The organism is Pseudomonas sp. FA117, from assembly GCF_057370475.1.
This window is the reverse complement of record NZ_CM170675.1, coordinates 2,425,785-2,449,686: the sequence shown is the minus strand read 5'-3', so window position 1 is coordinate 2,449,686 and position 23,902 is coordinate 2,425,785. Positions and strand designations below refer to the sequence as shown.

Below are 23,902 nucleotides of genomic sequence, written 5' to 3'. Positions count from 1 at the left end.
GCCCGCCTTCATGGCGGGCCGTTTCGTTTGCGCTTTTGCTCATGTTCCGTGATGGCCTGCCGATACTACCGTTGTACCCTCATTTCGGCAGGATGCTCATGAACCCGATTTCAGCAGCACAGCGCCTGGCCCCGGTCCTGACGCCCCCGCAGGCGGCTGCGACCCAGGCCGGCAACCCGACCGGCAGCAGCGGCGTTGCCAGTGTGCCAAGCACCAGCGTCACACTGGGCCAGGACAACAGCGTCAGCGACTCCGAGACCTACTCGCGCCGGGGCGTGCTGCCAGGCCAGGTGCGCTACGTCTGGGAAAGCGACGCCCAGGACAAGCTCGCCACCACGCTGCAGACCGCCTTCCAGTCGTCCAGCACTGCCGGGCGCTTCAAAGGCATCGGCGCTGCCCTGATCGAGCAGCTGGTGCAGAACGGCGGCAAGGGCATCTCGCAGTCGGTGTTCGCCGTCAGCGATGACTCGCCGATCGACCCGGCGGTGCTCAAGTTGCAGCAACAACGCCTGCGCGAGAACCCCGACAGCGGCGTCACCTTCAGCCTGACCACCGCCTCCGGCGCCACTGTCCGCCTGTCGTTGGCCAGCGGCGAGAAAGGCCTGGCGGTCAGTGCCGAAGTCGAAGGCGGCAGCCTGACCGATGCGGAACTCAAAGGCCTGGGCAACCTCGCCGACGCGTTCCAGTCCACCGTCGACGGTTTGAACGAGATGCCGCCCCAGTTGAAGCTGGGCGCCCTGGTCAAGCTCGATCCGGCACTGTTCTCTTCCCTGCAGATGAACGCCAAGCTGCAGACCCCGAGCGGTGACCAGACCTTCGCCCTGACCCTCGACGACAAGGCCCGCAGCCTGAGTCTGGATGGCCCGTCCGGCCAGGTCCAGCTGAGCATGGACACCCACGACGTGGAGTTGCTGGGCAAGTCGGCCCAGCGCAAGGCGGCGATCGACAACTACCTCACCCAGTTCGACGCCGCCCAGCGCCGCGGACGCGGTGACGAAAACCTGATGAGCCTGTTCAAGGACGCGTTCACCCAGCTCAACAGCATCGACGACAGCCGCCAGCCCGCTGTACAGCGCCCTGGCAGCCTGACCGAGAAAGACCGCGCCCTGCTCAGCGGCCTGGCCGACTTCAGCGCATCGATCAGCGAAACCACGCGCAGAAGCAACCCGATGCGCCAGGACGAAACCGACGGTTTCACCTTCCGCACCTCGCAGAGCACCACGGTCAAGAGCCGCGGCATGCAGGACCTGTCGGTGGAGCAGAACCAGCAGAGCAAGCTCACCGCCTCGTTCCACCGCGGCCTCAACCCGCTGACCAACCTGGTGATGGGCAACGACCGCGAGTCGCAGAACTACAGCTACCACCTGATCGACGACCAGGCCAGCAGCAGCACACGCCTGGCCTACGACAAAGGGCAACTGGTCGAAGCCAGCGCGACCCAGCAGGCGAGCCAGAAAGAGCGGATCCTCACCTATGTCGATGGCAACCTGAAAAGCGACGTGACCACGCCCAAGGCCGTGACCCAGTCGCGCAACGTGCTGAACCTGCTCAAGGACGCCTTCGAACAGGACCGCATCGCCCAGCGCGACCGCGGCGTCTCGCTGCTCGAAGGGCTGCTGCAGTCGCATCGCAGCCGCTGGCTGCTGCAGGGCGACCCGTCGAAGATCGCTGCCTGATGCCTGGCCTGAGCCCGGCTGGCTCCGTGTGAGTGTGTGGGAGCGGAGGCGTTTGCTTCGCGGGCAAGTCCGCTCCCACAACCACACTCCACATTTTCCGTGGGAGCGGCGCCTGGAAACATCCTGTTAATGTTCACCTAACGCAATTCCCGCTAGACTCGCGCCATGCCTGCCCCCATACGCCGCCTGATCATCCTGCTGCTGATGCTCTCGCTTCCCCTCTCCGGGATGGCGGGCATCGAGCCGCCCGCCGAGCCCTGCCCCATGCAGGCCCTGGGCATGAGCATGATGGCAGGAATGGATCACGACTGCTGCCAGGACCAGGACAAGGCGTCCTCCCACCACGCCTCCAAGGCCTGCAAACCCGGCCAGGAATGCAAGACCGCCACCACCCTGCAGGTCAGCCTCGCAACACCTGCGCTGACCTTCGCCACTCCACGCCCGTCCGACAGCTACGCCCAGAGCCTGCTGTCGCGCGCACCACCCACTCACTGGCGCCCCCCACGCATCTGATCCCTTGCTGACCCTCACTCCATTGCCCTGGCCTCGCAGCCAGGCAATGGCACGCGCCTGTGCGCGAGTGTTTTCAAGGAGTCATCACCATGATGCCCCTACGTTTCCAACCCGGGTGGACGCTTGCGACTGCCCTGCTGTTCCTGCTGCCGACGCTGTCGGTGCAGGCCGCTGCGCTATCCCTGGAAGACGCGCTGCGAATGGCCGAGCGCAACGCCCCTTCCCTGCAGGCCCGACAGGAGCAGATGACGGCAGCACGCCATGCCGTGCTGCCGGCTGGCCAGCTGCCCGATCCACGCCTGAACCTGGGCCTGCAGAACCTGCCGGTGGACGGCAGTGATCGCTGGAGCACCAACCGCGACTTCATGACCATGCAGGTGGTCGGCCTGGCCCAGGAAGTGCCCAACCGCGACAAGCGCAAGGCACGTGTCGAAACGGCACGTGCTGCCGTGGAGCGGGCCGACGCCGACGCGTTGGTCGAGCGCCTCAAGGTCCGCGCAGCCACCGCCCAAGCCTGGATCGTCGCCTATACGGTACAGCGCAAACTGCAGCAGTTCGACGCGTTCTACCGCGAGAATGCCCTGCTGACAGCCGCCGTCCGCGCCCGCCTGGCCGGTGGCGGCGGCGCAGCGGCCGATGCCCTTGCCCCGGAGCAGGAGGCGGCGCAACTGGATGAGCAGAAAGACCAGTTGCTCAGCCAGGCACACCAGGCACGTGCCGCGCTCAAGCGCTGGATCGGCCAGGAAGTCGATCCCCAGGGACAAGGCTTTCCCGAATGGACGGTGGACGCCCCTGCCTACCTGCACGCGCTGCATGCCCACCCGGAGCTGGCCGCCTACGGCGCCATGACTCGCGAGGCCCAGGCACAGGTGCACCAGGCGCAGGCCGAGAAGCAGTCGGACTGGGGCTGGCAACTGGACTACCAGCGACGCGGCCCGCAATTCAGCAACATGGTCAGCCTGCAGCTCAGCTTCCAGTTGCCGCTGTTCACCGCTTCGCGCCAGGACCCGACCATCGCCGCGCGGCAAGCACAGGTGCGTCAGCTCGAAGACGAGCAGCAGGCAGCACTGCGCGAACATACCGCGCAACTGGAGGCGGACCTCGCCGAATACCAGCGCCTGCAACGGGCCGTGGCACGCAGCCGCCAGACCCTGCTGCCGCTGGCCGAAGAACGCGTGCGCCTATCCCTGGCCGACTACCGGGCCGGCAAATCGAACCTGAGCGAAGTACTGGCTGCACGCCGGCAGCGGGTCGAGGCGCATCTGCAGGATATCGACTGGCAGGGGCAGCTGGCGGCAACCGCCGCGCGGCTGCACTTCTCGTATGGCGAGGTACAGGCATGAAACACACTTCAATCGGGGTGATCACGGCACTGGCCCTGGCCATGGGTGGCGCCGTCGGCTACTGGTCGGCGCCGCGGATGCAGGGCGCCGTGGCAGCAGCGTCCGAACAACGCAAGGCGTTGTACTGGTACGACCCGATGTACCCGCAGCAGCATTTTTCCGCACCGGGCCAGTCGCCCTTCATGGACATGCAACTGGTGCCCAGGTATGCCGAAGGCGAGGCTGGCCAGGAGCAACCCGCCGTGCAGATCTCCCAGGGCGTGCAACAGAACCTCGGGGTACGCCTGGCAACGGTGAAGCCCGGCACGCTGCAACGCACCCTGCACGTCAGTGCCGTGCTGGCTTTCGATGAGCGGGACTTCAGCGTATTGCAGGCTCGCACGGCAGGCTTCGTCGAACGCACCTATGGCCGTGCAACCGGCGACCGGGTAGCCAAGGGCGCACCGCTCGCCGATGTGCTGGCACCGCAATGGGTGGGGTTGCAGGAGGAGTATCTCGCCCTGCGCCGTACCGGCGACGCCGACCTGCAGGCCGCAGCACGCCAGCGCCTGCTGCTGGCCGGTATGCCGGCGCAACTGATCGGGCAACTCGCGCGCAGCGGCAAGGTGCAGCAGCGAGTAACCCTGGTGGCGCCTACCGCCGGCGTGATCCAGGCCCTGGAGCTGCGCCCGGGCATGACCCTGGCGCCGGGTGACACGCTGGCACGCATCAACGGTGTAACCCAGGTCTGGCTTGAAGCCGCCGTGCCGCAAGCGCAAGCACAAGGCCTGCATCAGGGCCAACCGGTGGACATCCGCGTACCGGCACTGCCGGGCGAAACACTGCAGGGCCATCTCGACGCCCTGCTCGCCGATGCCGACCTGCAAAGCCGCACATTGCGCCTGCGCATCGAGCTGCCCAACCCGGACGGCCGCCTGCACCCCGGGATGACGGCACAGGTCACGCTGCACCCGCAACCCCAGACCCAGGACAGCCTGCTGTTGCCGGCCGAAGCGGTGATCCGTACCGGCAAGCGCGACCTGGTGATGCTGGCCGAAGCGCAGGGGCGCTTCCGTCCCGTACAAGTGCTGCTGGGTCAGGAAAGCGAAGGCCAGGTCGTGGTACTGCAGGGAGTGCAGGCCGGGCAACAGGTCGTGTCGTCAGGCCAGTTCCTCATCGACTCGGAAGCCAGTCTCAAAGGCATCGAGGCCACCACTGCGGCGGATGCGCCTGTTGACCTGCCGGAGGCCCGGCCATGATCGCGAAACTGATTCGCTGGTCGGTCGGCAATCGCCTGCTGGTGCTGCTCGTCACGCTGTTTCTCGCAGCCTGGGGTGTGGTGTCTCTGCGCAGCCTGCCGATCGATGCCCTGCCGGACCTTTCCGACGTGCAGGTCATCATCCGCACCGCCTATCCAGGCCAGGCCCCACAGATCGTCGAGAACCAGGTCACCTACCCGCTGACCACCACCATGCTGTCGGTGCCCGGCGCCAGGACCGTACGCGGCTTCTCGGCGTTCGGCGACAGCTTCGTCTACGTGCTGTTCGAAGATGGCACCGACCTGTACTGGGCACGCTCGCGGGTGCTGGAGTACCTGAGCCAAGTGCAGTCGCGCCTGCCCGCTTCGGCCAGACCGGTGCTCGGCCCCGACGCCACGGGGGTGGGCTGGATCTACCAGTACGCGCTGGTCGACCGCAGCGGCGGGCACGACCTGGCGCAACTGCGCAGCCTGCAGGACTGGTTCCTGCGCCTGGAGCTCAAGACCTTGCCGGATGTCGCGGAAGTCGCAAGCATCGGTGGCATGGTCAGGCAGTACCAGGTGGTGCTCGATCCGTTGCGCATGGCCAACCTGGGGGTCACCCAGGCCGAAGTCGCCGACGCCATCGGCAAAGCCAACCAGGAGACCGGTGGCGGTGTGCTGGAACAAGGCGAGGCGGAGTTCATGGTGCGCGCGTCGGGCTACCTGAAGACCCTGGACGACTTTCGCGCCATTCCCCTGCGCCTGGCCGCCAATGGCGCACCGGTGACGCTCGGCGATGTGGCCAGGGTGCAGTTGGGGCCACAGGAGCGGCGCGGCATCGGTGAGCTCGACGGCCAGGGCGAGGCCGTCGGCGGCGTGGTGATCCTGCGCAGCGGCAAGAACGCCCGCGAGGCCATCGCCCGGGTCAAGGACAAGCTGCAGGCATTGCAGAAGAGCCTGCCCGCCGGGGTCGAGCTGGTCACCACCTACGACCGCAGCCAACTGATCGACCGAGCGGTGGACAACCTCAGCCACAAGCTGATCGAGGAGTTCATCGTCGTCGCGCTGGTGTGCGCCGCGTTCCTCTGGCACCTGCGCTCCTCGCTGGTGGCGATCGTGTCGCTGCCGGTCGGGGTGCTGATCGCGCTGGTCATCATGCACCACCAGGGCCTCAACGCCAACATCATGTCCCTGGGCGGCATCGCCATCGCCATCGGCGCGATGGTGGATGCCGCCGTGGTGATGATCGAGAACGCGCACAAGCATGTCGAAGCCTGGCATGCGCGCCACCCGGGGCAGGCGCTGCACGGTGAGCAGCACTGGAAGGTGATGACCGAGGCCGCCGTCGAAGTGGGGCCGGCGCTGTTCTTCAGCCTGATGATCATCACCCTGTCGTTCGTGCCGGTCTTCACCCTGCAGGCCCAGGAAGGTCGGCTGTTCGCTCCGCTGGCCTTCACCAAGACCTACGCCATGGCCGCAGCCGCCGGGCTGGCGGTGACCCTGGTGCCGGTGCTGATGGGTTACTGGATCCGCGGGCCGCTGCCCGCCGAGGCGCGCAACCCGCTCAATCGCGGGCTGATCCGGCTCTACCGCCCGGCGCTGGAGTACGTGCTGCGCCGGCCACGGCTGACCCTGGGCGCAGCCCTGCTGGTCCTGCTCAGCAGCCTGTGGCCTCTGACGCACCTGGGCGGTGAGTTCCTGCCACCCCTGGACGAAGGCGACCTGCTGTACATGCCGTCCGCCCTGCCGGGCCTGTCGGCACAGAAAGCCTCGGAGCTGCTGCAACGTACCGACCGCCTGATCCGCACCGTGCCCGAGGTGGCCAGCGTATTCGGCAAGGCCGGGCGCGCCGAATCGGCCACCGACCCGGCGCCGCTGGAGATGTTCGAGACGGTCGTGCGGCTCAAGCCGAAGGCGCAATGGCGCCCAGGCATGACCAGCGAGAAACTGGTCGAAGAACTCGACCGTATCGTGCGCGTGCCCGGTCTTGCCAACATCTGGATCCCGCCGATCCGCAACCGCATCGACATGCTCGCCACCGGCATCAAGAGCCCGATCGGGGTCAAGGTGGCCGGCAGCGACCTGACGCAGATCGACCGGGTCACCCAGGCTGTCGAGCGCACTGCCAAGGGCGTGCCGGGTGTTACCTCGGCGCTGGCCGAACGCCTCACCGGCGGGCGCTACATCGATCTGGACATCGATCGCCAGGCCGCTGCGCGCCATGGCCTGAACATCGCCGATGTGCAGGCCATCGTTGCCGGGGCCATCGGCGGCCAGACCCTCGGCGAAACGGTCGAAGGCCTGGCCCGCTACCCTATCAGCCTGCGCTACCCGCGCGAGTGGCGCGACTCGGTGCAGGCGCTGCGCCAGTTGCCGATCTACACCGCCCAGGGCGGCCAGATCACCCTCGCCGACGTGGCGCAGGTGCGCATCGCCGAAGGTCCGCCAATGCTCAAGAGCGAGAATGCGCGGCCTTCGGGCTGGGTGTACATCGACGTGCGCGGTCGCGACCTGTCGTCAGTGGTGGCTGACCTGCGCCAGGCGGTGGAGCGCGAGGTCAGGCTCGACCCTGGCATGAGCCTGAGCTACTCAGGTCAGTTCGAGTACCTGGAGCGCGCCAACGCGCGCCTGGCCTGGGTGGTACCGGCGACCCTGGCGATCATCTTCGTGCTGCTCTACCTGACCTTCGGCCGCCTCGGCGAAGCACTGCTGATCATGGGCACCCTGCCCTTCGCCCTGACCGGTGGCGTGTGGTTGCTGTACCTGATGGGTTTCAACCTGTCGGTGGCCACGGGTGTCGGCTTCATCGCCCTGGCCGGGGTCGCCGCAGAGTTCGGGGTCATCATGCTGATCTACCTGAACAATGCCTGGGCCGAGCGCCTGGCCCGCGGCGACCGATCCGATACCGCGCTGCTCGAGGCGATTGGCCAGGGCGCGGTGCAACGCATCCGGCCCAAGGCGATGACCGTGGCGGTGATCGTCGCGGGGCTGCTGCCGATTCTCTGGAGCAGCGGCACCGGCAGCGAAGTGATGAGCCGCATCGCCGTCCCGATGGTCGGCGGGATGCTCAGCGCCCCGCTGCTTTCGCTGTTCGTTATTCCCGCAGCGTACCGGCTGGTCCGGCGCCGCGACCTTGCAACTCACCACGATTCCCAACCTGGAGAAACCCGATGAAAAACCTGTATCTCAGTGCTGTAGTGATGATGGCCTTCGCCGCGGGCGCTCAAGCCCAGGACAGCATGGCAGGCATGCAGATGGACGGCATGGACATGACCGTCACCCAGCCTGCGCCAAGCGCGCATGCCGAAGGTACGGTCAAGGCCATCGACCGTGACAACGGCAAGGTGACACTCGCCCATGGTCCGGTGGCGGCGTTGAAGTGGCCCGCGATGACCATGGGCTTCAGCGCCACCGCCGAGCAACTCGAAGGCCTGGCGGTAGGTGACAAGGTCGGATTCGACTTCCGTATGGATGGCGGGGCGGCGAAAATTGTCGGTCTGCGTAAACAGTAGAAGTACTGCTTGAGCCCATCTTGTGGGAGCAGGTGTCTTGCTCAAAATCTAAAGGCAAGCCTGCTCCCACAGGATAAAAAACACACCCCACGGAGCCATCTGCCGAGGCTGTGCGAGCGCTTGAAATGGCATCGCGCAAACAGCTAGCGGCATAATGCCTTTACTGTTGATCTGTTTTTTCGACAGCGGCGCCCGAGCACAGCCTGCTGAGCACCAATCCCCTGATACCCCATTTCTCAACGCAGGACTCGTATGACTCTGGAATCTCTGGTCGACGCCCTTTACGCCGACTCGGATGTGCAACGGATGCTCGCCCTCTCCACCCACAGCGACGCCCTTCAAATCTGCTTCCCGAAGGAAGTGAACGTCTCTCGCTTCCTGGCCTGGCTGCTCGACCCGACCCAAGGCCACGGGCTGGGCGACCAGGCAATCAAGTCCCTGCTCACCCGGGCCGGGCAATCCAGCCAGGTCGACAACCTGAGCCTCAATGACCGCCGCTTCCTGGCAGCCTCCAACGTGCAGACCCTGGCCTTCTCCTCGATCATGGTCATGACCGAGGCCGAACTCGGTCTGCGCAACCAGAAGCGCTACATCGACGTGCTCGCGCTGGACCCTGCAGCCAAGCTGTACATCGCCATCGAGAACAAGTTTGGTCATCACGAAGGAGAAGACCAGACCAAGACCTACTACGAAGCCCTGCGCGATCTCTACCCCAGCTACCGGGGCATCCACATCTTCCTCGACGGCCACGAGAACGATCCCGCACATGATCAGTGGATTGCGGTGGGCTACACCTGGCTGACCGAGTTTCTCGCGCAGATCGAGCAGTTGGCCTGGACCGCGCCCCATGTGAAATCCACCATGGCCCAGTTTCGCCGGGCGATCCAGGAAGAAGAGGAGATCGCCGAGGGCGATGGGCTGGGCAAGCTGGTCACCGCTGTGGCCAGCAAGCATGAGGAGGCACTCGATGCCTTGCACAAGATCCTCACTGCCAATGCCCCCCGTTCGAGGGCCAAGGATCTGGCAGCACTGGTCAATGGCCCGACGGGCAATGATGCCAAGGCCAATGTGCGATTGTTCCAACTTTATGCACGCCGCCCGCAGGTCTGGGACAGGTGCCTGAAGGAACGCAAGTTCGCCAGGTTCCACAGTGCCATGAAGGAAGCCTTCGGTCCTGTCGTCACGGAGCCTCGGCGGGTGGTTACCTTCTTCTGCCTGGAAGCCTTCGCGCGTTTCCTGGATCCGCACTTGGGAGGGATGTGGCCAGCGGCAGTCAAGGTGCGTCAGGAAGGCGAGCATTTCCTGATAACCTCGTACATCTCCTTGAGCAGCGTCGTGACTGAATACCGGGAGCCGCTGATCGAGATTGCCAACACCGAGCGCGCACGCCGTGGCATTCGCAAGACATCGCAGGACGACGGCTATTTCACCATCTGTCGCAGCAAAAGCCTGCCCCCAGCCCAGGCCGCTGCCGAAGCTGTCGCTCAGATGCACAACTTGGTGGCCTTGCTCAAGGATGTTCACTAGCGTCGCCCGTTGGCGCCCGCTTCGGCTGCCAGCCCCCGGTCTGGTGGACCTGTACGAAGCCGGGCCAGGTCGAAATTGCCCGGCGTCGTGAAGAGGGTTTCAACCGGGTGGACTTCGAAAAACGCCTTGTCCCGACGGCCTGAAACCGACCTCTTCTTCTCCATATATTCAGGTTATGCCTGTCGTCATCGCCAGGCTGCGGACCACCTCGATGAAGTCCTTCTCCAGCTTGGACAACGCCGCAGTTTCATGCACCACGGCGGTCAGCACCACCGGCAACCGTGGCATGACCCGCCGCACACCTTGCCCCGGCTGAAGCAGGGCGTCGGCGGTGAACGCATCGATCAGGGCGATGCCGGCCCCGGCCTGGGCCAGGGCGCAGGCGACGTAGTAGGTCTGCACCTGGGTGCGGCTTTCCACACCGCCCAGCCACGGCCGCACCAGTTCGCCGAGCGGGTCCGACGCAGACAGGCCGATGACCCGTCCGGTGTCCAGGGCATCGAGCGACACCGGCGCCGGGTCTTGGGTGCCGTCGTAGCAGACCAGCTCGACCTCATGCAGGGCAATGATCTTGAGGCCGGGCCGCGGCTTGGCATTAAAAGTGAAGGCGATCGAGATTTCGCGTGCCAGCAAGGCCTGCATCAGCTGCTCGCTGTGGGCGGTGACCAGGTCCAGCGACAGTTCGGGGTTGTCGCCCTGGCTCGTGGCAAGCGCGCGCGGCAGCACCTTCAGGCCCAGGGTGGGGATGCAACCGACCCGCAATGCGCCCCTGGACTGATACCTGAGGCTGCGCGACAGCCGCCGCACGTCATCGAGATCGCGGAACACCTTGTCGATGGCCGGAATCAGGATCTCGGCCTCGCGGGTGAGCTGCAGTCGCCCCTTGACCCGTTCGAACAGCACGAACCCCAGGCTCGCCTCGGCGTGTGCCAACAGCTTGCTGGCCGCCGGTTGGGTGATGTTCAGGGCTTGCGCTGCACGGGTCAGGGAACCGGTGCGCAGGATCGCCTGGAACACTTCGATGTGACGGATGCGCATGGTCATAGCCCAAGGTTATGCAAACTGCCGTTATAGGCCTTGGCGCGTGCGGTCGGCAAGGCCGGATACTGAGCACCTGTGGAGTGATTTCGGGAGAAGGCGGATGCATGTGATAGTCGTGGGCGCCGGCGTCATCGGCCTGGCGAGTGCGCTGTACCTGGCACGTGAGGGATTTCAGGTGACCTTGGTCGAGCGCAACCAGGACGTTGCCCTGGAAACCAGCTACGCCAACGGCGGGCAACTGAGCTACAACTACGTGGCGCCGCTGGCTGACCCGTCGGTGTTTGCCAACCTGCCCCGCTGGCTGCTGTCCGGCGACTCCCCCCTGCGCCTGCACCCGCGTCTGGACCCTCGGCAATGGCGCTGGTGCCTGGCGTTCCTGCGGGCTTGCCGGGCGAGCCGGGTCGAGCGAACGGTGACCGAGATGCTCACCCTGTCCCAGCGCAGCGAGCGACTGCTGATGCAGTTGCTGCAGACCACGCCGATCGATTTCCACCTGCGCCAGACCGGCAAGCTGATCATTCATCGCAGCGCAGCTTCGTTGCGCGCGGCTGCCAGGCTGCTCGAGATCCAGCAACGGGCCGGCTCGCAGCAACGCCTGCTGACACCGGCCGAATGCAGCGAGCTGGAGCCCACGCTGGCCGGTGTCAGCGGGCAGCTTGCCGGCGGCATCTTCACCCCCGGCGAGGCCATGGGCAACTGCAGGTTGTTCTGCGAGGGCCTGAAGCGCCATCTCGACAGCCTGCCGAACGTACGCTTCGAACTGGGCCGGACCGTGAACGGTTTCGTGCGTCACGGAAAACGGCTTTCGGCCTTGAAACTGGGCGATGAAACGCTGGCAGGCGATGCCTTCGTCATCGCCTCGGGCATCGCCAGCATCGACCTGGTTCGCCCACTGGGGGTCGATCTGCCACTCTACCCCTTGCGCGGCTACAGCCTCAGCGTGAAGCCAGTGGATAGCAACAGCCTGCCCGGCCTCAGCATTACCGATGCCAACCGCAAGGTCCTCTACGCCCCGCTGGGCAACCTGCTGCGCATTGCCGGGATGGTCGACATGGGCGTGCGCATAGCCGAAGCGCCGAAGCGGCGTATCGAGTTGCTCAAGGCGCAGGCCGCGCAGGTATTCCCGACGCTGGACCTGAGCCAGGCCTTGCCCTGGGCCGGCTTGCGCCCTGCCACCGCGCTGGGCAAGCCGATCATCGACCAGGCGCCGGGGCTCGACAACCTGTGGCTGAACGTTGGCCACGGCGCGCTGGGCTTCACCCTGGCCTGCGCCAGCGGCGAGAGGGTCGCCCGGCAAATCGTCGAGGCCAGGCCACGCGAAGAGGATGCCCCGTTCTCCCTGGCAGCGCACCGTTAGGTCGTGTACGAACAGTTTTGGCGAAGCAGGCTTGGCTGCTCCGCGTTGCGGCAGATCGCGGGGCCAGTCGCAGCGGCGAACCGCCGCTCGATGTCGAGTCCAGGCAGGGTTCAAACCAGCCTGTCTTCCGTGGGAGCGGGTGTGTGGGAGCGGGCTTGCCCGCGAATCAGGCGACGCGGTGGATGGCACCGGCAACGCCGGTGTTCGCGGGTAAACCCGCTCCCACAGGGATTGGGCTCGCCCTTGGATTTTGAGCAAGACAGTTGCTCCCATGGTGAACGACGTGGCGGCCGGAACCTTGTTCATCCGGGCGGGCAGCGCTAAGCTCGCCGCGTTTTCGCCGGCGGATGCGCTCAAGGAGCGCGAATAACCATGAATCGACAGAAAAAGATCAAGCAGCTGTTGCAGGCCCACGCGAAGAAGGCCAACGCCAAGCTCGCGCCCAAAAGCAACAAGCCCAGGTACATCAGCAAGGCCGACCGGCTGAAGCTTGAGGCCGAAGCGGCCCGCGAGCCAGGGCTGACGGTGGCCGCGGACTGACGCCGAGCCCGTCGTGCGGCTTTACCCTGGCGCTGTCAGGCCGCCCAGGTCGACAAGGCCGGAATCTCGCAGGCCAGCAACGCCTCGGCCGCAGGCTTGAGCGGCGCACGCTCCAGCCCGCCTCGCTCGACCCACTTGCAGGCAGCGATCTCGCTGCGTGCGGCAGGCTTGTCGCCTGGATAGAGGTGGGTGGTGAAGATGTGATGCAACACCCCAGCAGCCTCCAAGGTGCACAACGGCAGCAAGCCATGGCCGCTCAGGCCGGTTTCCTCGTGCAACTCGCGGGCAGCTGCCTCATGCGGCTGCTCGCCCTGCTCGATGACGCCGCCCGGAAAATTCCATTTGCCACCTTTCCTGCGCACGAGCAGGACGCGTCCTTCGTGGAAGCAGATGATCGTCGCGCGGTACTTGGCAGGAAGATTCGTCAGGGGCATCAGGCTCACTCGTCACACGTGTCTGGATATATGACAGTTTTGTTACATGCATGGACCAGGGGTGTGACGCCAGGTTCACTTCACACGACACATGGAGCTGATGAGGGGTTCGAGTGACAGAGCAGCAAGGCCGCCGGACGCGCATCCGGCAGCGAGGAACGTGACGCTGGCCTGCGCGGCGTTGCACCGCGCAGGCCCTTGTCTCAGAACGCGACGTTGAGCCCCAGGCGCACACCGTGGTCGTTATAGCCACTGCCGACCTGCCCGGAGTAACCCAGGTCGACGCTCGCCTGTGGCGCTACCTTGGCGCTGACGCCGAACTGCACCAGGGCGGTGTCCCTGGCGACCGGCACACCCTTGACGCTGAAGCTGTCATAGCCGGCCAGGTTCAGGCGACGCTGTTCATCCGGGGTATCCAGCACGCGCTGCCAGGCAACACTGCCCTGCAGGCTTACCGGCACACCGGCCACTTCAGCCACCGGAGCACTGGCGCGCAGGCCCAGGGTGGAATAGGTCGCGCGGTCCTTCTCGCTGTCGCCGCTCAGCGCGCTGCTGCCACCGTGCTCGCGCAGGCTGTCGGTATCGACTTCGACATGCGCCAGCCCTGCGAATGGCTCCAGGACCAGGTTGCCGGCCTGGATCGCGTAGCCCAGCTCGGCGAACACCTGCCGGGTGCTGGCATCGTAGCTGCCCTTGGCGTGCTCCTGCAGGTTGCCGACCTGGACATGACGGCTGCTGTCGATGTCGCTCCAGGCGTAGGAGGCTCCTGCACGCAGGCGCAACGCATCCCACTGGCCGCCGACGTAGGCCGTCAGCGAGGTGCTGTCGATCTTGGCCGAGGCGTTACGGGCGTCGAGGTCCAGGTCGGTCTTGCCGTAGCCGGCAGCGACACCCACGCGCCAGGTGTCGTTCAGCGGGATGTCGACCCCCATCAGCGCCCCCTGGCTGTTGTGATCCAGGTCGCCGACATTGCCGTTGCCATCGTTGTCACCCCAGCTGCCATACCCCTGCACCCAGAAGGTCATGCCGCTGTCGGCATCGACATGCAGCACCCCTTCAGCCGGGGCCTGGCCGTCGGCGCTGCGCAGGCGCGTGCCAATGGCGTCGCGCACGTAGCGGCTGTCATCGAACAGCGCGCTGCGGGTGCTGGCGTGGATCTCGCCGGACAGGCTGTCGTACGCCACACGGGCCTGGTCGGCGCTGAGCGCGGCGACCGCATCGTGCACCGCACCGGCCGCCGCAGCATCCAGCGACCGGGCCACGGCGCGCTGGTTGTAGGTGTCGGCGACCGAAACGAAGGCCACGTCGTTGCGCTGCAGGTTCAGGGTCACGCCATTGCCGGCGTACGCCACCAGCGGCGTGAGGAAAGCCAGGTTGCTGCTGACAGTGCCGAAGGTGCCGTTGACGCTGGCGGCCTGGATGATGTTGTACTGGGTGTTCGCCGCCCAGGTGCCGGTACCGGCCTGGACCTCGAGGTTGGCACTGTTGAGCGCGACATTGCCGGTGGCGATCACCCGGTCCGAGCGCCCGTCCGGGTCGGCTTCGATGACCAGCGTCGAACCGCTGCTGAAGTTCAGGTTGCCATCGACGCGCAGGGTGCCGATGGAGTTGCCTGGATTGAGCGTTGCGCCGTTGGCCAGGTCGATGTTGCCGGTGATAAGGCCATGGCCACCGAGCATCGCGCCCCGGGCCACGGCGACATCGCTGTCGAGCCTGGCGCTGGAGCCGGCAGCACCACCGATGATCAGGCTGCCGGCCTCGACCGTGGTACCGCCCCCCACCGCCGAGACACCGTTGAGCACCTGCTTGCCGTTACCGACCTTGTGCAGCTGGCCAGCGCCACTGAGCGAGCCGTCATAGACGCTGCTGGCCCCTGCCGATCCCACCTGCAGGGTACTGCCGGCCGCCAGCGCCAGGGCGCCGTTGCCGGTGAGCGCATCGAGGTTGTTCAGGCCACCGACGCTGACCGAAGCGGTGCTGGCGACGTTCAGGTCGGCGTTGCCCAAGGCGGTGTTGCCGATCAGGTGCAAGGTGCCGGCGAGCACGTTCAGCGAACCGTCGAAGGTGTTGTTGCCGCTGAGGGTCAGCTCGCTGTTGCCCTGCTTGTTCAGCGCACCGTTGCCGCTGATCACGCCGCTCAGCGTGAGGTCATGGCTGCCAGCCAGGGTCAGGTTGCCATTTAGCTCCACGGCGTTGGCCAGGTTGACCGCCGTACTGTTGTCCAGCGTGGTGCCATTGGCGGTGGTCAGGGTACCGCTGCCCAGCGCATGGCTGTTGCCGACCACCAGGGTGCCGCCGTTGAGCGCGGTGCCGCCGGTGTAGCTGTTGTTGCCATTGAGCACCAGGGTACCGCTGTCGTACTTGCCCAGCTTGCCCGCGCCGCCAAGGGTGACGTCGAGGGTGGCGACCAGGTTCGGGTCGACCCGCACCGAGGCATTGCCCAGGCTGCCGTTGACCAGCGTCAGCTCACCGGCGGAGCCGCCAGCCAGGTGATAGCCGTCGCTGGCGAACTGCATGCCGGTCAGGCGCTGGGCGCCGTTGACCGTGACAGTGCCGGCCGCGCCCTGGAACACCGCGAAACTGTTAGACCAGAGCTGGTTCAGGCTGCCATCGACAGTGGTCCAGTTGCTGCTGCCAGCGCCCCATGCACCGCTGCCACCCTCGATGGCGCCATTGGCCACCTGTTGTGCACCATCCCAGAACTGCACCTGGACATTCGGCGCGGCGACCAGCAGGTTGATTTGGTTGCCGATCACGGTCTGCACGAACAGGTCGCCCGGCACCACGCTGCCCGGCAGGCTGCCAAGCTGCAGGCCGTTGTCGGTCAGCGCACCGCTGTAGTTGGCCAGGCGGTAGATGCCAACGCCAAAGCCGCCGGCATCGGTGATATTGAGCGTGCCATCGAGGGTCAGGTTGCCAGCGACATCGAGCAAGGGGTTGCCGCCACCGCTGACCGGGGCGCCGAGCCTGGCGTCGATGTTGGCATTCGTAGCCAGTACCAACGAACCCACCGCCAGCGTCTGACCGCTGGCCAGTGCCAGGCGCGCGCCGTCGGCCACGCTCACCGCACCGCTGAGGCTGCCGCTTCCGCCCAGGGTGCCGCCGTTATTGACCTGCACCTGGGCACTGGCCAGAGAGCCATCGACCTTGAGGGTGCCGGCATTGATGGTGGTGGCACCGCTCAGGCTGCTGGCTCCCGACAACGTCAGGGTCCCGGCGCCCAGTTTGTCGAGCGCTCCGTTGCCGCCAAGGGTGCCAGCATAGGCGGTGCTCTGGTTGTTGCCACCGACGCTCAGTGTGCTGCCCGCAGCGACGGTGGTACTGCCACTGCCCGAGAGCCCGCCGAGGTTGGTCGAAGCGCCCAGGTTCAGCGCCGCACCTGTACCGACGTTGACGGCCGCGTTGTTGCCCAGGGCCGCACCGCTCAGGGTCGTCAGACTGCCGCCGAGTACATCGACGCTGCCCGTGAAGCTGTTGTTGCCCGACAGGGTCAGGTCGGCAAGTCCCTGCTTGGTCAGCGTGCCCGCGCCTGCGATCACCCCGCCCAGTGTCAGGTTGTTGCTGCCGACGATAGCCAGGTTGGCATCGAGGTTCAGGTTGTTGGCCAGCACCAACGGCGCGCGGTTGTCCAGCGTGCCGGCGCCCGCCACCGTCAGGGCTCCGCTGCCCAGTGCTGCGGACGAGCCCAGGGTCAGCGTGCCAGCGTTCAGCGTGGTGCCGCCCTGATAGACGTTGATACCGTTGAGCATCAGGTTCGCCGCGCCATTCTTCACCAGCCCGCCCACGCCGCCGATCACGCCATTGAGCGTCAGGTCGGCGTTGCCTGCCTGCGTGAGGTTGGCGTTGAGCAGCACTGCGTTGGCCAGCGTCAGGGCACTGCTGCTGGCCAATGTGGCGGCACCGGCAACGCTGAGGTCACCCAGGCCCAGGGCATTGTCGTTGCCGAGCGTCAGGGTGCCGGCTGCGACTGTCACGCCGCCCAGGTGGTTGTTGTTGCCGCTCAGCGTCAGGTTGGCACTGCCGTTCTTGGTCAGGCTGCCCGCGCCATTGATCGGACCCGCGAGGGTCAAATCGTTGCTGCCGACGATGCTCAGGTTGCCGGCGAGGTTGACGGTGTTGCCGATCGTCACCGCCGTGCTGGCGTCCAGGGAGGTACCATTGGCTGCATTGAGGGCGGCGGTGCCAAGCGCAGTGTTCGAGCCCAGGGTCAGCCCACCGGCGTTCAGCGCCACCGGCCCGAGGAAGCTGTTGTTGCCCGCCAGGGTGAGGTTGGCGGCTCCATTCTTGATCAGGCCACCGGTACCACTGACGATGCCATCGAGGGTCAGTGCGTGGCTGCCCAGGGCGCTGAGGTTGCCATTGAGGGTGACGGCGTTGCCCAGGCTTACCGCGGTGTTGCTGTCCAGTTGGGTACCGGCGCTGGCGGTCAGCGTGCCTGAGCCCAGCGCGGTGTTGCTGCCCACCACCAGCTTGCCGCCTTGCAGCGCGGTGCCGCCGCTGTAGGTGTTGGCGCCGTTGAGCACCAGGGTGCCGGTGTCGAGTTTGTCGAGAATACCGCTGCCATCGATATTGACGCCGATGGTGGCCGTCACACCCGGATCGACCCGCACGGCGGTGGTACCCCCCGCGCCGTTGACCGCAGTCAGCTGGGCATTGGCACCATTGACCAGCGTGTAGCCGTCGGTCATTAACTGCATGCCGTTGAATACCTGGGTGCCGTCGACCGTGACGGCGCCCGCAGCACCGCCGAACACGGCAAAGTCGCCTGCCCAGGCCTGGTTCAGCGTGCCGTTGCCGTTGGTCCAGTTGGTGCCGGTCGAGGTCCAGGTGCCGCTGCCGCCGTTCACCGTGCCGTCCGGGAACTGCTGGCTGCCATCCCAGTAACGGATGTTCAGGTTCGGCGCCGACACCTGCAGGTTGATCTGGTTGGCGATGCCGGTTTGCAGCGCAAGGTCTTCAATGCCGAAGCCGACTGGCACGTTGGCGATATCCAGGCCAAGGTTGGTCAGCATGCCGGTGTAGTTGAACAGGCGGTACACGCCCACGCCGAAGCCGCCAGCATCGGTGACGTTGAGGTTGCCGTCGAGGGTCAGGTTGCCGCCGACGTTCATCAGCGAAGTGGTCGAAGGGGCACCCAGTGCCACGTCGAGGTTGCTGCCTGAGTTCAGCGTCAGCGCGGCGGCCGACAGGGTTGCACCGGACGACAGCGCCAGGGTACCGCCGCTGTTGACATTCAGGGCACCGAGCAACGAACCGGACCCGGTGACACGGCCGCCAGCGTTGACGTCGACCTGGGCGCTGGCCAGCGAACCCGAGAGGTTCAGGGTGCCGCCATTGACCGTGGTGGTGCCGGTGAGGCCGCTGATACCCGTGAGGTTGAGCGTACCGCTACCGGTCTTGGTCAGGCCGCCGCTGCCGCTGATATCTCCAGCGAAGGTACTGCTGCTACCGCTGCCACCGACGCTCAGCAGGGTGCCGGCGCCCATCTGCACGCTGCCGCTGCCGGTGAGCGTCGCAATGCTCGCGTTGCTGCCCAGGTTCAGCCCAGCGCCTGCGTCGATGTTCACGCTGGAGGTGTTGCCCAGCGCGTTGGCGCTCAGGGTGGTGACAGTGCCGGAGGCGATGTTCAGCGGGCCGCTGAAGGTATTGCTGCCTGTCAGGGTCAGGTCCGACAGGCCATTCTTGACCAGCCCGCCTGCGCCACTGACAACCCCGGCGAGGACCAGGTTGTCGCTGCCGGCCAGGCTGAGGGTGGCATCGAGTACGAGGTCGTTGGCCAGCACGAGCGCCGAGCTGTTGTCCAGGGTCGCGGCACCGCCGACCGTCAGTGCGCCAGCACCGAGCGCGCCCGAGTTACCGACGGTCAGGGTGCCCGCATCGAGATGGGTACCACCCTGGTAGGTATTGATGCCATTGAGGGTCAGGTTGGACGCGCCATTCTTGGTCACCGAGCCGGTGCCACTGATCACGCCGCCCAAGGTCAGGTTCTGCGAGCCTGCAACGTTCAGCCCGGCATTGAGGACCACGCTGTTCGCCAGGCTGACTTGCGTGTTGCTGTCCAGCGTTGCCGCGCCTCCCACGGTCAGCACGCCCAGGCCCAGAGCGGCGTTGTTGCCGACGGTGAGCCTGCCGGCGTTCAGCGTGGTACCGCCCAGGTAGCCGTTGGCGCTATTGAGCGTCAGGTTTGCCGCGCCGTTCTTCACCAGGCTTCCGGCGCCGTTGACCATCCCGCCGAGCGTCAGGTCGGCGTTGCCGCCAATGCCGAGCGCACCTGCCAGGTTCACATTGTTACCGAGGCTGACGGCGTTGCTGGCGTCCAGCGTGGTGTTGGCGGCGGCGTTGAGGGCTCCACTGCCCAGTGCCGTGTTGCTGCCGACGCGCAAGGTGCCGGCGTTGAGCGAAGTGGTACCGCTGCGGGTGTTGTTGCCCGTGAGGGTCAGGCTTGCGGACCCCGACTTGATCAACGCACCGGTCCCGGACAGGACGCCGGCCAGGGTCAGGTCGTTGCTGCCCACCACGGTGGTCGAGCCGCCCATGGCAATGTTGTTGTTCAGGGTGACGCTGGCCGTGCTGTCCAGGCTACCGCCGGCGATGTTGAGGCTTGAGCTGCCCAGCGCGTTGGCGTTGCCGACCCGCAAGGTCCCTGCGTTCAGGGTGGTTGTACCGCTGTATGCGGCATTGTTGCCGGTGAGGGTCAGGGCGCCCGCGCCGTTTTTGCTCAAAGCACCGGCACCGGATAGCGCACCGCCCAGCGTCAGGTCGTTGGCGCCTTGCACGGTCAGACCGTTGCTGGCGACGTTGATCAGGTTCGACAGGGTCAGGCCGTCAGTGCTGGCCTGCAGGATGCCGCCGTTGACCGTCAGGACGCCGCTGCCGAACGCACCGCTGTTGTTGAACTGCGCCAGCCCGCCGTTTAGGGTGGCAGCGCCGCTGACCAGTGGCCCCTGAAGCGTCCAGGTGCCACTGTTGATCGTCAGGTTGGTGAAGTTGACATAGGTCGCGCTGGATGCCGCTCCGCTGCCGCTGGTACCACCACCGATACCCAAGGTGTTCTGCAGCACCAGGCTGTTGACGCCCCCCGCGCCGCCATCGACCGTACCGGTGGCGGCAAAGGTCAGGTTGACCCCATTCAGCCCGCCCAGACTGTGGCTGACCTGCACCCCGTCGCCGACGTTGATCGACGAACCGGTGACCGCGGTAAAGGTGTTGGTACTGTTGGCCCCCAACGACACGCCACCGGTGATGGTACCGGTGTTGACGAAGGTGTTGCCGCCCGCCGAGCTTTCGAAGGCGACGCGGCCAGCGATGCTGCCATTGTTGGTCATGCTGACCTGCGAGCCGCCCCAGACACCCACCACCGGGGTGTCTGCCTGGCTGATACCGCCTACCGACAGCCCCGTCGAGCTGATGGTGCCGTTGTTGGTGATGCTCGTGGTGCCGCCAATTGCGTTGTTGACGCCCACTGCCAGGCCGTCGACGCTGGTCAGGCTGAGCCCGAGCTGCATGCCGGTACCGCGAATGATCCCGCTGGCGTTGTTGAGCACGTTCACCGTGCTGGTCTGTCCGGTCCCGATGAAGGCGCCACCGCTCAGTACCGACACCAGCCCCAACAGCGCCGGATCGAGGGTCCCTGAGTTGTTGAAGCTGATGTTGGCACCCGTAAGGTTCAACACCCTGCCACCGAGGGTGGCGTTCATCTGCGCGCCGGCGTTGGCGTTCACCGTCAGGTTGTTGGCCGCGCTGGCGTAGTTGTTGAGAAACAGCGGCAGGGAGGGAACACCGGTACAGGTCACGACCGATCCGGCCACGGAACAGGTGGCCAGCGCCGACTGGCTGAAGCCGGCACCGAGCAACAGCGCCGCTACCGCCAGCTTCTGGCTGCGGCCACCGCCCTTGCGCTGTCGCTTGCTGAATTCATGAGTGACCGCCCAACTGCCCAACGACGCATTCCAAACCAACGCAAATACATGGTTCATTGCGGTCACATCCCTGTCTTTTTTCAGTGGGTATGAATTACGAATCCGGGGGGAAACTTGTCCTACAATCGGCGGCCCAAGCACAGCGATGATAGCAGTTCGCCATTTAAGTTCCGCTGTTTCATGAAATATTTTTCAGGAAGGCTCAAGAGCCCTGAAATAGAGGGGTTGAGGGGCTATAGGCAGCTAGCGCGGAGGGGAAAAAGAGGGAGTGGGCGTACGCCAGGATGGGATTTTGCGTGGTGCCGAGGACTGCTTTCGGCTTGGGTTGGCCGGTGGCGCTCTGCCCCCGACTACGGGCGCAGGTGCACTGTAAGGCAGCGCAGGCTAAAGCGGTTGGTATGCAAGGCTGAAGGCCCTTGTGGGAGCGGGCTAGCCCGCTCCCACAGGGTAGACCTTCGGATCTTGAGCCAGACATCTTGCCCAACAATCCAAAGGCCAGCCCAATCCCTGTGGGAATGGGCTCGTGTCGCGAAATGAGGGCCGTATCAGCCGCGCATCCTGCCGCGCGCCGCATGCAATTTCTTGTAGCTCTCGACCAGGCGCAAGTGCCGGTCCAGCCCTTCAAGCTTCATGCTGGTCGGTGTCAGGCCGTGGAAACGCACGCTGCCGTCCACCGAGCCGAGCGCCGCATCCATCCGCTCGTTGCCGAACATGCGGCGGAAATTGGCCTCGTAGTCTTGCATTTCCAGTTCGTCATCCAGTTCCACCTCCAGCACCACGTTCAGCGCCTGGTAGAACAGCCCGCGCTCGACAGTGTTGTCGTTGAACTGCAGGAACATCTCCACCAGCTCCTTGGCCTCCTCGAAACGCTGCAGCGCCAGCTGGATCAGCAGCTTGAGCTCGAGGATGGTCAGCTGGCCCCACACGGTGTTGTCGTCGAACTCGACGCCGATCAGCGTGGTGATGGTGGTGTACTCGTCCACCTCGACCTGCTCCAGGCGCTTGTACAGCAGCTTCAGCGAGCGGCTGTCGAGGCTGTGCAGGTCGAGGATGTCGGCACGGAACCCCAAGGCACGGTTGGTGTTGTCCCAGATCAGGTCCTCGACCGGGTAGATTTCCGAGTAGCCCGGCACCAGGATGCGGCAGGCGGTGGCGCCGAGGTCGTCGTACACGGCCATGTACGCCTCCTTGCCCAGGCCCTCGAGAATGCCGAACAGCGTCCGTGCCTCCTGCTCGTTGGAGTCTTCGCCGGCACCGGAGAAGTCCCAGTCGACGAACTCGAAATCAGCCTTGGCGCCGAAGAAACGCCACGACACCACGCCGCTGGAGTCGATGAAATGCTCGACGAAGTTGTTCGGTTCGGTCAGCGCATGGCTCTCGAAGGTCGGCTGCGGCAGATCGTTCAGGCCCTCGAAGCTGCGGCCCTGCAGCAGCTCGGTCAGGCTGCGCTCCAGCGCCACTTCAAGGCTTGGATGCGCGCCGAACGAAGCGAACACGCCACCGGTACGCGGGTTCATCAGGGTCACGCACATCACCGGGAACTCGCCGCCCAGCGAGGCATCCTTGACCAGCACCGGGAAGCCCTGCTCCTCAAGGCCCTGGATACCGGCGACGATGCCCGGGTACCTGGCCAGCACGTGCTGCGGTACGTCCGGCAGGCACAGTTCGCCTTCGAGGATCTCGCGCTTGACCGCCCGCTCGAAGATTTCCGACAGGCACTGCACCTGGGCTTCGGCCAGGGTGTTGCCGGCGCTCATGCCGTTGCTCAGGTAGAGGTTTTCGATCAGGTTGGAAGGGAAGTACACGGTCTGGCCGTCGGACTGGCGCACGAACGGCAACGAGCAGATGCCACGGGCCTTGTTGCCCGAGTTGGTGTCGTACAGGTGCGAGCCGCGCAGCTCGCCATCCGGGTTGAAGATCTCCAGGCAGTACTCGTCGAGGATCTCCTGCGGCAGGGCGTCCTTGGGGCCTGGCTTGAACCACTGCTCGTTCGGGTAGTGCACGAACGGCGCATTGGCGATGTCCTCGCCCCAGAACTGGTCGTTGTAGAAGAAGTTGCAGTTCAGCCGCTCGATGAATTCACCCAGCGCCGAGGCCAGCGCAGCCTCCTTGGTGGCGCCCTTGCCGTTGGTGAAGCACATCGGCGACTGCGCGTCGCGCACGTGCAGCGACCAGACGTTGGGCACGATGTTGCGCCAGGAAGCGATCTCGATCTTCATCCCCAGGCCCGCCAGGATCGCCGACATGTTGGCGATGGTCTGCTCCAGCGGCAGGTCCTTGCCTGGGATATAGGTGGTGGTATCGGACACCGGCATCAGCAAGGCCTGGGCATCGGCGTCGAGGTTGTCGACCTCCTCGATGATGAACTCGGGACCGGTCTGCACCACTTTCTTCACCGTGCAGCGGTCGATGGAACGCAGGATGCCCTGGCGGTCCTTTTCGCTGATGTCTTCCGGCAGCTCGACCTGGATCTTGAAGATCTGGTTGTAGCGGTTCTCGGGGTCGACGATGTTGTTCTGCGACAGGCGAATGTTTTCCGTGGGAATGTCGCGGGTCTGGCAGTACAGCTTGACGAAGTACGCCGCGCACAGGGCCGACGAAGCCAGGAAATAGTCGAACGGACCGGGCGCCGAGCCATCCCCCTTGTAGCGGATGGGCTGATCGGCGATCACCGTGAAGTCGTCGAACTTGGCTTCAAGTCGAAGGTTATCGAGAAAATTGACCTTGATTTCCATGCGGGGACACCAGCGCGTAAAACGAAATGGGCGCCATTATCCGGTTTTTTCGCCGGGAAGTCTTGCCGGCCAGACTGCCCCACGGG

13 protein-coding genes are annotated in these 23,902 nt (G+C 65.6%); 9 read left to right on the top strand and 4 right to left on the bottom strand.

Features of this window, described 5'->3' with window-relative positions; genetic code table 11:
• Nucleotides 1–98: 98 nt before the first annotated feature.
• The 7 genes from AC1TXO_RS11295 (at nt 99) to AC1TXO_RS11265 (ending at nt 9,790) form a co-directional block, all read left to right on the top strand.
• Nucleotides 99–1,676, top strand: coding sequence for a hypothetical protein (locus tag AC1TXO_RS11295; RefSeq protein WP_486406388.1), 1,578 nt, complete (start codon nt 99–101; stop codon nt 1,674–1,676).
• Between the two features lie 165 nt (nt 1,677–1,841).
• Nucleotides 1,842–2,189, top strand: coding sequence for a hypothetical protein (locus AC1TXO_RS11290; protein WP_486406387.1), 348 nt, complete (start codon nt 1,842–1,844; stop codon nt 2,187–2,189).
• An 89-nt stretch (nt 2,190–2,278) separates the two neighbouring features.
• Nucleotides 2,279–3,532, top strand: a complete 1,254-nt coding sequence (locus AC1TXO_RS11285) for a TolC family protein (protein ID WP_486406386.1) — start codon at nt 2,279–2,281, stop codon at nt 3,530–3,532.
• A complete protein-coding gene (locus AC1TXO_RS11280; protein WP_486406385.1) occupies nt 3,529–4,770 on the top strand; it encodes an efflux RND transporter periplasmic adaptor subunit in 1,242 nt (413 codons plus the stop codon). The genes AC1TXO_RS11285 and AC1TXO_RS11280 overlap by 4 nt, the downstream gene beginning before the upstream one ends.
• On the top strand, nt 4,767–7,925 hold the full coding sequence (locus AC1TXO_RS11275; RefSeq protein WP_486406384.1) for an efflux RND transporter permease subunit: 3,159 nt from the start codon (nt 4,767–4,769) through the stop codon (nt 7,923–7,925). Before AC1TXO_RS11280 ends, AC1TXO_RS11275 begins: the two co-directional genes overlap by 4 nt.
• Nucleotides 7,922–8,263, top strand: coding sequence for a copper-binding protein (locus tag AC1TXO_RS11270; protein ID WP_486406383.1), 342 nt, complete (start codon nt 7,922–7,924; stop codon nt 8,261–8,263). Before AC1TXO_RS11275 ends, AC1TXO_RS11270 begins: the two co-directional genes overlap by 4 nt.
• A 252-nt stretch (nt 8,264–8,515) precedes the next feature.
• Nucleotides 8,516–9,790: a PDDEXK-like family protein gene (locus tag AC1TXO_RS11265; RefSeq protein WP_486406382.1), complete on the top strand. Its 1,275-nt coding sequence runs from the start codon at nt 8,516–8,518 to the stop codon at nt 9,788–9,790.
• A 168-nt stretch (nt 9,791–9,958) separates the two neighbouring features.
• On the opposite strand, the gene AC1TXO_RS11260 is transcribed toward AC1TXO_RS11265, so the two are convergent.
• Nucleotides 9,959–10,828, bottom strand: a complete 870-nt coding sequence (locus tag AC1TXO_RS11260; protein ID WP_486406381.1) for a LysR family transcriptional regulator — start codon at nt 10,826–10,828, stop codon at nt 9,959–9,961.
• Nucleotides 10,829–10,931: 103 nt separating this feature from the next.
• Between AC1TXO_RS11260 and AC1TXO_RS11255 the strand changes: the two genes are divergently transcribed.
• Both AC1TXO_RS11255 and AC1TXO_RS11250 read left to right on the top strand, forming a co-directional pair.
• Nucleotides 10,932–12,188, top strand: coding sequence for a D-amino acid dehydrogenase (locus AC1TXO_RS11255; protein ID WP_486406380.1), 1,257 nt, complete (start codon nt 10,932–10,934; stop codon nt 12,186–12,188).
• Nucleotides 12,189–12,560: 372 nt separating this feature from the next.
• The gene (locus AC1TXO_RS11250) at nt 12,561–12,728 is read left to right on the top strand and encodes a DUF2986 domain-containing protein (RefSeq protein WP_486406379.1); all 168 of its coding nucleotides are present in this window, start codon (nt 12,561–12,563) and stop codon (nt 12,726–12,728) included.
• 35 nt (nt 12,729–12,763) lie between these two features.
• Here AC1TXO_RS11250 and AC1TXO_RS11245 read toward each other — a convergent pair whose 3' ends face one another.
• The 3 genes from AC1TXO_RS11245 to AC1TXO_RS11235 form a co-directional block, all read right to left on the bottom strand.
• A complete protein-coding gene (locus AC1TXO_RS11245; protein WP_486406378.1) occupies nt 12,764–13,162 on the bottom strand; it encodes an NUDIX domain-containing protein in 399 nt (132 codons plus the stop codon).
• 203 nt (nt 13,163–13,365) lie between these two features.
• Nucleotides 13,366–21,138 carry an autotransporter domain-containing protein gene (locus AC1TXO_RS11240; protein ID WP_486406377.1) on the bottom strand — a complete coding sequence of 2,591 codons (7,773 nt, stop codon included), beginning with the start codon at nt 21,136–21,138 and terminating at the stop codon, nt 13,366–13,368.
• A 488-nt stretch (nt 21,139–21,626) separates the two neighbouring features.
• Complete coding sequence (locus tag AC1TXO_RS11235) at nt 21,627–23,816, bottom strand: OsmC domain/YcaO domain-containing protein (protein WP_486406376.1); 2,190 nt, start codon at nt 23,814–23,816, stop codon at nt 21,627–21,629.
• Between the last annotated feature and the right edge of the window lie 86 nt (nt 23,817–23,902).